Origin of the sequence: Providencia sp. 2024EL-00732 (assembly GCF_044006275.1) — a bacterium.
GTDB classification, from domain to species: domain Bacteria; phylum Pseudomonadota; class Gammaproteobacteria; order Enterobacterales; family Enterobacteriaceae; genus Providencia; species Providencia huashanensis.
Genome location: NZ_JBIPDG010000001.1, coordinates 672,579 through 684,464, shown reverse-complemented (window position 1 = coordinate 684,464; position 11,886 = coordinate 672,579). Strand labels below are relative to the sequence as shown.

Below are 11,886 nucleotides of genomic sequence, written 5' to 3'. Positions count from 1 at the left end.
CAAGACAAATGTCAGGAGGTATTCAATGAGAAACTATATTCCAGCACTCCCAACCCAACCCCCCACGCCACCTTTTAAGCCCCTATGGCGCTTTGCTGGCCTACCCGCAGAACGTGGTATCGAACTCACTCATTTCCTACGACAAGGTCTTTCTGTTACGGTGTTAGACAACATTCAAGAATGGTCTGGCATCAGCAAATCTGAATTACTCCGAATTTCAGGTATTAATGAGCGCAATGTGGCAAGGCGTAGAAATGCAGGTCAGCCACTCAATGCCGATGAAAGTGAAAGAATTGCTCGCTTAGTGCGTGTATTTGATGCCGCTGTACGCTTATTCAATGGTGATAAGTCAATGGCAAGTGATTGGTTGAATCACCCCGTGAAAGGCTTAGGACATACGCGCCCTATAGAGTTGATTGCCACTGAAAGTGGTGCTCTTGAAGTTATCGACCTTATTGGCCGCATTGAACACGGTGTTTTTTCATGATTTTATATCGTTTGATTAAATCTGACTTTGCTCATGATGCGTGGTCCGGTCAAGGTGCTAGGTTATACGGTGGGCGCTGGAACCATAAAGGTACGCCCGCTATCTACACATCAACAAGTATTTCATTAGCTGCTTTAGAAATTCTCGTTCATATAAACCAAGATACCGTGCTTAATCATTTCACTTTATTATCAATTGAGATCAACGATAGGTATGTGATGAAGCTGTCAGTAGAGCATCTCCCTGATGATTGGCAGCGTGACCCAGCACCTACCTCTACAATGGACATAGGCACAACCTGGTTAACTAACCAAGACAGCCTAGCCTTAATTGTCCCTTCTTGTATTATTCCTTATGAATATAATGCCATTATTAACCCTATGCACCCGCAATTTCAAAAAGTGACCCAAACCATTAAGCCCCTCGACTTTGCTTTTGACCCACGATTTAACCGGTAGTAAGCTTGTTATATTTGCTGTAATAAATAATTTAAAAACGCAGCTATCTTTGGTGATAATGCACTGCGACTGGCATAAACAGCACGTAACTCAATAGGTGCAGGTTTTATATCACCAAATTCAATCAACTCAAGTACCCCTTGCTGTATTTGCTCACGACAAGCCTCTAACGATAAAATCGCGTAACCTACGCCGTTTGCCGCAGCGGCATTAGCAAGTAACCCACTGTTAACCCGATATGTGCTGTTTATTACTACTTTTTGCTGGCTGTCATGTGCATCAATAAATATCCACGGCTGCCCTTGTAAAGCGCTTAAACTTGAAATGCAAGGCACACTAGCCAAATCAGCCACTGTAGAAGGTTTTCCCGTTTTTTCAATTAATTTTGGTGATGCGACTACCGCACTTGGCCATGATTTAATTAACCGTGAGTGATAACTACTGTCTTCGAGATGGCCCCGATGAAAAGTCAGCAATAAATCAATATCGTCACTGATAACATCTTGTGGTGTTAATTGAGTATCACAATGGATATTTAGTTGGGGATGCAATAATGCAAATTTTGCGAGTAAATCAGCCAATAATAAACTACCAGACTCACTGGGAATAGTCAGCCTCAATGTCCCTGTGAGCGCTTGAGGGTGACAAATTCTCTGGACGACTTGCTCCAATTCATCTACCAGTTTTTGGCTTTGAGCAAATAATATATTACCGGCCTCGGTTAAACGCATTTGCCGCGTTGTTCGCTCAATTAATTGGCTATTTAGTTGATGTTCCAGTTGTTTAATATAACGGCTTACATTTGATGTAGGCATGGAAAGCTGTTTTGCCGCATTCACAAAATTCCCTTGAGTGGCTACCGCAATAAAAACTTTCAATAAATTCAGGTCAACCGTCATATTTCCTCCATGCTCCACAACATATGGGCCTGAACTAATAACATTAACAATAACCGAAATCCATTATTTTTTGATAACGAGAAGCGAGCAATGTGTCTATATCTAATTGAGTTAATTCAGCTAAATCGACCAATAACTGCTGCTTTAAGTGCTCGGCTGCCAATGTATAGTCACGGTGTGCTCCTCCCATTGGCTCAGGTATAATTGTATCGATAATTCCGAGGTCTTTTAATCTAGGAGCTGTCATCCCCATCACTTCCGCGGCTATTTGGGCTTTTTGTGCATCTTTCCATAAAATAGATGCGCACCCTTCCGGTGATATTGCTGCATAAGTACTGTATTCCAGCATATTTATTCTGTCCCCTACACCTATCCCTAATGCACCACCTGAACAGCCTTCCCCTGTTATCACACAAATGATCGGTGTTTTTAAACGAGACATTTCGATAATATTACGGGCAATAGCTTCAGCTTGCCCTCGTTCTTCCGCACCAACACCCGGATAGGCCCCTGCTGAATCAATGAAAATAATGACGGGTAAATGAAAGCGTTCCGCCATTTTCATTAAACGCAATGCTTTTCGATACCCCTCTGGTGAGGGCATTCCAAAGTTGCGCATCACTTTTTCTTTCGTTGTACGTCCTTTTTGTTGGCCAATAACCATCACAGGCTTACCGTCTAAACGCGCGAGCCCGCCTACCATTGCTTTATCATCAGCAAATGCGCGATCACCTGCAAGCTCTTGAAACTCAGTAAATATTAATGGGATATAATCTAAGGTATAAGGCCTTAATGGGTGCCTAGCTAACTGAACAACCTCCCATGCACCAAGTGATGAAAATATTGTTTTAGTCAATGAGAGGCTTTTTTTCTTTAATAATTGGATTTCTTCATCGAGTTTAATTTCAGATGGGCGGCCTTTTTGTTTAAAGGCGATCAAAGCTGCTATTTTTTCGTTAAGTTCAATAATCGGTTTTTCAAACGCCAAAAAATGAGTTGTCATAATTTCCCTAAAATCGTTACTACAATTTTAGTAGTGTAATCAGATTGGCCATCCCATTCTATGCTTGAAATTAGGATTCATTATTATCAAAAGTGGGATAATATAATCAGGGTCCTTTTTTCTTTAACTGGTTTAATTTTAAACGACTTGCCATAATCTTTTGGAAGTTAGGGCATAAAAAATGATTCTCTTCAGGGCAATTAGCAATATGTAAAATACCATTTTTTAAAACTGACAGACTTTGCAGGGTTTGTTCAATCTCATCCGCTTTTGCCAGTAAACTTTCTCGTTCAATTTTAGGGCCCCCTTTATGGTTTAGCATTTCAGCTATTTCTTCAAGTGAGAACTTTGCCTCCTGCCCTAGCGAAATCAAAGATAAACGGGTTATAACTTCTTTGCCATGATAAACCCGTTTTAGCCCTTTTCTGCCTATCGGTTTAATTAACCCTCTTTCCTCATAATAACGAAGTGTAGAGGGTGCCAAACCTGATAACTGGCTAACTTGGGAAATATCTAGCTCATCATACATAAAATAATAACCCGTTATGCAATAAAAATTCATGATTAAATAACTACATCAACTAGTTATGCAACATCTAATTCCTGGCGTAATAATACCGTAATGCAACCGTTCATAAATATTTCACGGTCGACAACATAGCCTACTTTTTCAGCAACACGCAAAGACGCTATATTTCTCGGCTCAATAAAACAAATTGATTGCTTATGTTTTTTTTGTTTTTTTAACCACATTAGAGCGGCGCTCATCGCCTCGCTTGCATAACCTTGACCTTGAAATTCAGGTGCTATTACCCAACCAGCTTCAGGGACCCCTTTAACTTTAGGCTCAACCATGCGGTGAAAATCAGCAAAGCCTAAATCCCCTATATACTGCCTCGTGTTTTTTTCGCGCACAGCCCAATAACCAAACCCCAGTAATGGCCACAGCCCTCCATACGCAAGCATTCTCATCCACGATTCACGCTCTGAAGATGGAACGCCACCAATATGGCGTACCATAGATTCTGTTGCCCATAACTTGGTCAGTGCAGGAAAGTCACTTACCTGATGTTTGGATAAAATCAACCTATCCGTTTCAATTTCTGGTATCAAATTCATAGATGGCATCTCCTTGCTATCTAAATGGCGGTTCATCAAAAGTTCTTAATTTCCTAGAATGTAATTTATCCCCTTCTTGCCTTAATAAATCAATAGCACGAATACCTATTTGTAAGTGTTCGGATATCGCTCCTTCATAAAAACTATTGGCTTGTCCCGGTAATTTAATTTCACCATGCAGAGGTTTATCTGAAACGCAAAGCAGTGTGCCATAAGGTACTCGGAAACGATAACCTTGCGCTGCGATTGTTGCACTTTCCATATCCACCGCGACCGCACGGCTTAAACTAAACCGACGTGCGGTTGCAAAAAAACGCAGTTCCCAGTTTCTATCATCTGTGGTAACTACCGTTCCAGTACGTAGCCGCTGTTTGACCAACTCACCAGGCATATTACTTACCTGTTTTGTTGCATCATAAAGAGCACGCTGAACCTCTGCGATACTTGGAATAGGAATATCTGGCGGTAATACATCATCTAAAATATGGTCATCACGTAAATAAGCATGAGCTAACACATAATCACCAATTTTTTGGCTTTCTCGTAAACCACCACAATGACCAATCATTAGCCAGGTATGTGGCCTTAATACAGCAAGGTGATCACAAATGTTTTTTGCATTTGAAGGGCCAACGCCAATATTCACTAATGTGATCCCAGAGCCATCTTTTGCAATCAGATGGTATGCAGGCATTTGGAACTTTTTCCATGTTAAATCGGAAGTTGCAATTTGTGGGTCTGCATTTTCATCCGTTAAATAATTATGACCAACACAAGACAAAGCAATATAGCGGCTTTCAGGGTCTCGAATTTGTTCGCATGCCCAGCTCACAAATTCATCCACATAACGGTTATAGTTCGTAAATAAAATATAAGGTTGGACGTGCTCAGGCGGTGTACCCGTGTAATGTTTTAAGCGCGCTAACGAGAAATCTACCCGCAATGCATCAAAATGCGATAATGGCATTTCATCAGTTATTGGGTTTAAACCATCCGTAATATCGTCACTAATATGTGATAAGTCTGTAATCGGAAAATGTGCAGCAAGACGACTGCTCATACTACGGTCTAGGACTAAATCTGAACCATCAATCACAAATGGGTAGGGAATTTCTGTTTTGGATGGGCGAACCGTAAAAGATACATCATAGTCTTGTTGTAAAATAGAAAGCTGCTCAACTAAATAAGCCCGAAATAGTTCTGGTTGAGTTATCGTGACAGTATAATTACCGCGTTTAACAAAGCGTGCATAAGCACGTGTTTTTTCACAGTGATCAACTTCCCCTAACCATGTTACGCATAGCTCTGGGTAGGCAAATAAACCATTTTCCCGTTCAGCATTTTCAGGTATGCGGCCATCTTTAACATAAATAGCGATTGCATCTCGTAATGAATCAATTGCATTTGTATATAACAATGAAAGTTTATCCAATACCTCTTCAATTGATAAATTTTCATATTTCTGACATTTATCCAAAGACACACACAACTCCTTATCAGACGAAGTAATCTCCCGATAACATAGTGTATGGAGGCTAAGGTTGCAAAATATATCGCTGTTATTGTATGGCTAATGACAGAACTAGTGGCAAGGTAAAAACCGCCATCACAGTTTGTAATGTAATAATACCTGCCATTAATTGGCTATCACCATTCAATTGCCTAGTCAGAATATAAGCTGTTGGCGCAGTTGGAATAGCAAAAAAAATAACTAATAAAAGAGTTTCAAATTCAGGTAAGGAAAATAAATATGCGATTGATACCGCCAATACTGGCATCGCTAATAAACGTATCAATGTTGAGATAATCAAAGGCTGGAATTCTCTTCTTAAGGTTGCCGTTTGCAAAGCGCCCCCAATGCATATCAACCCTAATGGTAAACTGGACGCCGCCAATAATTTTAATAATTGGCCAGACCCAAATGGCAAACCAATAGGGGATAAATTCAATAGAATACCGACCAAACAAGAGATAATTAATGGGTTTTTAATGATCGGGAATAGAATTTGCTTTATCGATATTTTCTCACCTGATGTTAGGGAAAGTACCGCAATCACATTACAACTAGGGACAAGAATTGCCATTATTACCGCAGCAATTGCAACCCCTTCTTGACCAAATAAATCAGCTATTATTGCCAAGCCTAAGTAGGTGTTAAAACGCGTGATCCCTTGAATATAAGCACCGAAGCGCGGAACCGTAATTTTGAATAAATATTTACATAGCAAAACTAAAAATGAACTTGCCCCTAAGATACAGAATATTGCACTGGCAAGGAGAGTTAATTTAGGGTTATCTAGCGGTGCACTGGCCAAACTATTAATCAACAATGCAGGGAATAGGATAAAATAGTTAAGTTTTTCAGCACTCGGCCAGAAATCATTAGAAAATAAACTTGTACGACGTAAGATAAACCCAATTGCTATTAACGCAAATAAGGGCCATAACACCAATAAAATCTTTTCCATGATAAGTTAATTTATTCAATGAGCTAGCTAAACATGGCAGAAGCTTATCGTTAATGCAATGTTATGGTTAGGTAAAAAAAGCGGTATTGTGAATATCCGTTTTTGTAAGAAGGTTTTTTCATTAAAACTAGAAATACCTCACATTTCCTATTCTTAAATAGTTTTATTTTCTCCGCTAATCTCACTGACAACACAAAACAGTATCCCTCCGCATTATTCAACCTCATATCACAGTACTAATTTATAAATATTGTTTGCTTACAACCTAAAGTTTATGTATTTTTATGCACTATAATTGCATAAATAAAGAGGCTGTAATGATGTTTAAAAAATTAGTTTTTGCGGGATGCCTGACACTCGCGGCTTTTTCAGGGAATGTTTACGCTAAAGAAAGTTATACGGTCGGTGCTGGTGGTACATACCGCCCTTTTGAATTTGAAAATAGCCAAAAACAACTGGAAGGTTTTGATATCGATATTATTAAAGCTATAGCGGAAGTTGAAGGTTTTGATGTGAAGTTAATCAATACCCCTTGGGAAGGTATTTTTGCAACTTTATCCTCAGGTGATCGGGACATTTTAATTTCTGGTATCACTATCACAGATAAACGTAAAAATATGGTCGATTTTTCCAACCCTTATTTCCCAGCAGAACAAGCTATCGTTATCAGCGAGTCCTCCAATGTGACTGACCTGAACAGCTTAAAAGATCTCAATGTTGGCGTGGTCAATTCCAGTACGGGGGATATTGTAGTCTCTGAAGTTATTGGCAAAAATAGTACCTCAATCAAACGGTTTGATAATACCCCTCTTCTACTACAAGAACTATTTGAAGATGGTATTGATGCAGCAGTCGGCGATGTGGGTGTGATTAAGTTTTATATCAAAACACACCCAGAGAAAAAATTTAAGCTGATCTACGATAACCATTTTGAAAAACAATATTTTGGTATTGCGGTGGCTAAAGGCAATAGTGAATTACAACAAAAAATCAATAATGGTTTAAACAAAATTGTTGAGAACGGAACTTATAACAAAATTTACCAAAAATGGTTTGATGAGAACGTTCCGCAACTGCCAAAACAATAATAGTAAAATTTAAAGCCATCGTTGGGTGGCTTTTTCGCGATATAAATCAGGGTGATAATTAAGATGTCTGCGTTTCGTTGGGAAATAATCGAAGAATATGCCCCTTTGTTTGCCGAAGGCGCTATGATGACTATCAAAGCAACCATCATATGCGTTATTTTAGGCTCACTTTGGGGATTAACATTAGGTTTAGGAAGAACAGCTAAGGCTGAACAAGGGATCTGGAAACCTGTTTTACACTATTTCGTTCAATGGCCTGTCCGTTTCTATGTAAGTGCATTTCGTGGCACACCTCTGTTTGTACAAATAATGGTCGTCCATTTTGCCTTAGTACCGCTTTTTATTAACCCACGTGATGGCTTATTAGTCACATCAGGGATTATGTCCATCGATACTGCGCGTATGTTACGCTCTGATTACGGTGCATTTTTATCATGTGTAATCGCAATTACGCTAAACTCAGGAGCTTACGTCTCTGAAATATTCAGAGCCGGTATTCAATCCATTGATAAAGGGCAAATGGAAGCCTCTCGAGCGCTTGGTATGAGCTGGGCTAAAACAATGCGAAAAGTTATCTTGCCTCAAGCTTTCCGCAGGATCCTTCCGCCATTAGGGAACAATGCCATTGCAATCGTTAAGGATTCATCCCTTGCATCAGCTATCGGTTTAGCCGACCTTGCTTATGCAGCAAGAACCGTTTCCGGTGCTTACGCAACCTATTGGGAACCGTATTTAACCATATCAGTAATTTATTGGATGCTGACATTTATACTTGCTCAGCTTGTGCAATATATGGAAAAAAGGTTGGGCAGAAGTGATTTACGTTAATGATTTACAAAAAAAATTTGGTAATACCCATGTATTACGAGGCATTTCATGTGAAGTTCAACCACAAGAAGTTATTTGTATCATTGGGCCTTCAGGCTCAGGGAAAAGTACCTTTTTACGTTGCTTAAATGCATTAGAACGCCCTGATGGCGGCGAAATAAAAGTTAATGGGTTTAACGTCCATGACCCTAAAACTGATTTAAATAAAATGCGTGAAAATATAGGTATGGTTTTTCAGCGTTTTAATTTATTCCCTCATATGACTGTACTTGAAAACCTGATGATGGCGCCGACATTGGTCAAAGGACTAAAAAAGGATCAGGCACTTAAGCAAGCTGAGCAACTACTCGCCAAGGTTGGGTTATTAGACAAAATTGATGCATGGCCTGCGAGTTTATCTGGTGGGCAACAACAACGAGTAGCTATAGCTCGCGCCTTAGCCATGCAACCGTCAATTTTATTATTTGATGAACCCACCTCAGCGCTTGACCCTGAGCTAGTGGGAGAAGTTCTAGCAGTCATGAAAACTTTAGCCAATGAAGGAATGACGATGGTTATCGTTACTCATGAAATGGGGTTTGCACGGGAAGTTGCTGACCGCGTTATCTTTATCGATCAAGGCATCATCCAAGAACAAGGTAGCCCTGAACAAATTTTCAACTCCCCGACAAACCCACGTACTGCAGAATTTTTAAGTAAGGTACTCTAGGCATCACGCCTGCTTATAATTGACTAAGCAGGCTATTCCGATAGTCAGGGTTACCTGTGATAGATAAGCTAAGCATATTATTCTTAGCTAAAGCTGACTAACTTATGGATATAAAAACTCTTTGTAATCAATTTCGCTCAGGCAAAAAATATAAATATGTTTTTTTCTGGGGCCACCAAACAAAACAAAATCACATAACCAAAAGCTGTTTTAGCCAATGGTACCCTTCCCCATTTATTGTTGATGGTCATCGATTTGCAAGTGCTGAACATTTTATGATGGCGGAAAAAGCACGCTTATTTGGTGATACAGAAACCCTAAATAAAATTATTCATGCACCAAATCCAGGTGCGGCTAAAGCTTTTGGTCGCGAAGTCCGTGGGTTTAAACAAGATGTCTGGGATAAAAACCGTTTTGAGATCGTGGTTGCCGCTAATATGGCAAAATTTTCACAAAATGAAGAACTAAAGCAATTTTTACTTTCTACAAATGAGCGAATACTCGTAGAAGCCAGCCCCGTTGATAAAGTTTGGGGAATTGGGTTAGCTGAAGATAGTGAAAATATCGAAAATCCTCTAACGTGGAAAGGGTTAAATTTACTGGGTTTCGCATTGATGGAAGTACGTTCCCAATTAGCTGATTAACTCAGTTTATTTTTGCATGCTCTCTGATTGAGATGAAAAACCCGTTGTTGCCAAACAACGGGTCAGCAAATAATTAACTGAAATGTAGGATATTTGGCGGCTATTTATTACAAGGCCATTCTGTATTCAATCACGCCGGGCTTTTCTGCCACCCAGTTATACAATTTTTGACCGGGTAAGTTAGTTTCTTGCGTATGCCAATAAAGACGACCACATTGTTTTTCTTTAGCTTGCTGATGTACAAACTCGATTAACTGTTTCCCAACATGACGACCTCGCATTTCAGGTGTCACATATAAATCCTCTAAATAACAAAAATCATTTTCAGCCCAAGTTGACCGGTGATATAAATAATTCACAAAACCAACAACTTTTCCTTCTTCCAGTGCTACAGCACAATACATCGGCTCATTAGCATCAAAGAAGCGCTCCCACGCTTTTAACGTCACCTCTTCTTTTAAATCCACTTTGTAGAATTTTTGATATTCTAGCCAATAAACTAACCACTCAGGGTAATGTTCTGGCGCGACAAAATCGACTGTGACTGGTAATGCTGTTTTATTCATAATAACCCTTCCATCTATTAATTTATAACTTAGTGGGGTTATAGTACATACCAATCTGGTGCTGTATAAGATACACTTTTGTTATTTAAATAGGGTCCACTTTATGCGCCGTAAGCAGCAAGCTCCATTTCCCCTTCTTTTACTTAAAGAGGGTTACATTAAAGAAAATGTTTACCACACAATCCGTGATGCAATTCTGGATGGGCGTATTAATACAGGTATTAAACTTCCCTCAACTAGAGCACTTGCGGAAATGATGTCAATTTCTAGAAATTCTGTGATTGCAGGATTCGATAGGTTAATTGATGAAGGCTATTTGTATACCAAGAAAGGGTCTGGCACTTATGTTTCAGCGAAGATCCCAGACGAATTAGTTAGAACAACAAGTAAGCCTCAAATTATTAATTGCCCTGAATACAATGCACTTAATCTGAACCCTATTATCAGCACACTAGAAAGCTTATGGGATAAATCACGCCCGAATACAAACACACACCAAATGTTTAATATTGGTATTGGCTGTGTAGACCAATTTCCACATGAACTTTGGGGGCGTTTACTGGGCCGTGTTTGGCGTAAATCTAAGTCTACAATCCCTCATTTTAACCATCCCGATGGTTATATGCCGTTAAAAAAACTGGTGGCTGACTATGTTCGCTCAACGCGTGGAGTCCACTGTAATGAAAATCAAATTATTATTGTCAACGGTACCCAGCAAGCCATTAATTTAGTTTCCAAAGTTCTATTAAAACAAGGTGATACTGTTTGGTTAGATGATCCTGGTTATGATAGTGCAAGGGCAATACTCACCGCAACAGGGGCTAAAATCGCCGCTATTCCTTCAGATCAGGAGGGAATGGATATCACTTACGCTGCAAAACAATATAGCCATGCAAAATTAATTTACACCACGCCCTCACACCAATTTCCACTAGGAACAACGTTAAGTTTACCTCGGCGCTTGGCATTGCTAGATTGGGCACAACAAAATAATGCATGGATTTTCGAAGATGACTATAACAGTGAGTTTCGTTTTTCATCTAAACCAATTCAAGCATTACAAGGACTGGATAATCACCAACGTGTAATTTATGCAGGCACATTCTCTAAAATGATGTATCCCGGATTCCGTTTAGGCTTTTTAGTTGTCCCAGAAATACTGAGCGAACCTTTTACAATGATGAAATATTACAGTGATAGTCATTGTGGCTACCTAGAGCAAGCGGCCTTAGCTCAGTTTATTCAAGAGGGGCATTATGCACGTCATGTTAGGAAAATACGCAAAATATGTCATGACAGGCAAAACGCATTCCTCAGCGCAATCAACTTATACTTGCCCCATTTATTTGACGTACAAATGACAGACTCTGGTATTCACACTGTTTGCTGGGTCAAAGCAGGTTACGATATTCGGATAATCCTTGAACAATGCCAGCAATTAGGCTTTGGTGCACAACCGTTATCTCGTTATTGTATTGAAAGCCGCAACCACAATGCGATTCTCTTTGGATATGCCGCTCATAATGAAAATGACATCATAAGTAGTGTAAAACAGCTCAGCGAAAAACTAACGAACCTATACCCAACCTAAACAATGGTTATTTTAAGCTTTTATCT

14 protein-coding genes are annotated in these 11,886 nt (G+C 39.6%); 7 read left to right on the top strand and 7 right to left on the bottom strand.

Annotated features, from left to right (window positions below; all coding sequences use genetic code 11):
* Positions 1 to 25: 25 nt before the first annotated feature.
* Both ACHB7C_RS03150 and ACHB7C_RS03145 read left to right on the top strand, forming a co-directional pair.
* Positions 26 to 487 (top strand): antitoxin Xre-like helix-turn-helix domain-containing protein, encoded by a 462-nt coding sequence (locus tag ACHB7C_RS03150; RefSeq protein WP_395346372.1) that lies wholly within the window; start codon positions 26 to 28, stop codon positions 485 to 487.
* Positions 484 to 945: an RES family NAD+ phosphorylase gene (locus ACHB7C_RS03145; RefSeq protein WP_042843809.1), complete on the top strand. Its 462-nt coding sequence runs from the start codon at positions 484 to 486 to the stop codon at positions 943 to 945. The genes ACHB7C_RS03150 and ACHB7C_RS03145 overlap by 4 nt, the downstream gene beginning before the upstream one ends.
* A gap of 8 nt (positions 946 to 953) precedes the next feature.
* Here the strand turns inward: ACHB7C_RS03145 and ACHB7C_RS03140 are convergent, their stop codons facing one another.
* From ACHB7C_RS03140 to ACHB7C_RS03115, 6 genes are all read right to left on the bottom strand, one after another.
* Positions 954 to 1,844 (bottom strand): LysR family transcriptional regulator, encoded by an 891-nt coding sequence (locus ACHB7C_RS03140; protein WP_395346370.1) that lies wholly within the window; start codon positions 1,842 to 1,844, stop codon positions 954 to 956.
* 43 nt (positions 1,845 to 1,887) lie between these two features.
* Positions 1,888 to 2,847 carry an acetyl-CoA carboxylase carboxyl transferase subunit alpha gene (gene accA, locus ACHB7C_RS03135; protein ID WP_166684924.1) on the bottom strand — a complete coding sequence of 320 codons (960 nt, stop codon included), beginning with the start codon at positions 2,845 to 2,847 and terminating at the stop codon, positions 1,888 to 1,890.
* 106 nt (positions 2,848 to 2,953) lie between these two features.
* Positions 2,954 to 3,376, bottom strand: coding sequence for a helix-turn-helix domain-containing protein (locus tag ACHB7C_RS03130; protein WP_042843814.1), 423 nt, complete (start codon positions 3,374 to 3,376; stop codon positions 2,954 to 2,956).
* A gap of 56 nt (positions 3,377 to 3,432) precedes the next feature.
* On the bottom strand, positions 3,433 to 3,966 hold the full coding sequence (locus tag ACHB7C_RS03125) for a GNAT family N-acetyltransferase (RefSeq protein WP_226619150.1): 534 nt from the start codon (positions 3,964 to 3,966) through the stop codon (positions 3,433 to 3,435).
* A gap of 16 nt (positions 3,967 to 3,982) precedes the next feature.
* Positions 3,983 to 5,410: an AMP nucleosidase gene (locus tag ACHB7C_RS03120; RefSeq protein WP_370661193.1), complete on the bottom strand. Its 1,428-nt coding sequence runs from the start codon at positions 5,408 to 5,410 to the stop codon at positions 3,983 to 3,985.
* Between the two features lie 115 nt (positions 5,411 to 5,525).
* A complete protein-coding gene (locus ACHB7C_RS03115; RefSeq protein WP_395346367.1) occupies positions 5,526 to 6,434 on the bottom strand; it encodes an AEC family transporter in 909 nt (302 codons plus the stop codon).
* A 320-nt stretch (positions 6,435 to 6,754) separates the two neighbouring features.
* Here ACHB7C_RS03115 and ACHB7C_RS03110 point away from each other — a divergent pair, with 320 nt between their 5' ends.
* From ACHB7C_RS03110 to ACHB7C_RS03095, 4 genes are all read left to right on the top strand, one after another.
* Complete coding sequence (locus ACHB7C_RS03110; protein ID WP_042844340.1) at positions 6,755 to 7,522, top strand: basic amino acid ABC transporter substrate-binding protein; 768 nt, start codon at positions 6,755 to 6,757, stop codon at positions 7,520 to 7,522.
* A 63-nt stretch (positions 7,523 to 7,585) separates the two neighbouring features.
* The gene (locus ACHB7C_RS03105) at positions 7,586 to 8,350 is read left to right on the top strand and encodes an amino acid ABC transporter permease (protein ID WP_042843817.1); all 765 of its coding nucleotides are present in this window, start codon (positions 7,586 to 7,588) and stop codon (positions 8,348 to 8,350) included.
* Entirely contained in the window at positions 8,337 to 9,059 is a 723-nt protein-coding gene (locus ACHB7C_RS03100; protein WP_042843818.1) for an amino acid ABC transporter ATP-binding protein, read from the top strand. The genes ACHB7C_RS03105 and ACHB7C_RS03100 overlap by 14 nt, the downstream gene beginning before the upstream one ends.
* A gap of 104 nt (positions 9,060 to 9,163) precedes the next feature.
* The gene (locus ACHB7C_RS03095; protein ID WP_042843819.1) at positions 9,164 to 9,703 is read left to right on the top strand and encodes an NADAR family protein; all 540 of its coding nucleotides are present in this window, start codon (positions 9,164 to 9,166) and stop codon (positions 9,701 to 9,703) included.
* Positions 9,704 to 9,810: 107 nt separating this feature from the next.
* On the opposite strand, the gene ACHB7C_RS03090 is transcribed toward ACHB7C_RS03095, so the two are convergent.
* Positions 9,811 to 10,269 (bottom strand): GNAT family N-acetyltransferase, encoded by a 459-nt coding sequence (locus ACHB7C_RS03090; RefSeq protein ID WP_042843820.1) that lies wholly within the window; start codon positions 10,267 to 10,269, stop codon positions 9,811 to 9,813.
* A gap of 103 nt (positions 10,270 to 10,372) precedes the next feature.
* Between ACHB7C_RS03090 and ACHB7C_RS03085 the strand changes: the two genes are divergently transcribed.
* Positions 10,373 to 11,860, top strand: a complete 1,488-nt coding sequence (locus ACHB7C_RS03085; protein ID WP_395346364.1) for a PLP-dependent aminotransferase family protein — start codon at positions 10,373 to 10,375, stop codon at positions 11,858 to 11,860.
* The last annotated feature ends 26 nt before the right edge of the window (positions 11,861 to 11,886 follow it).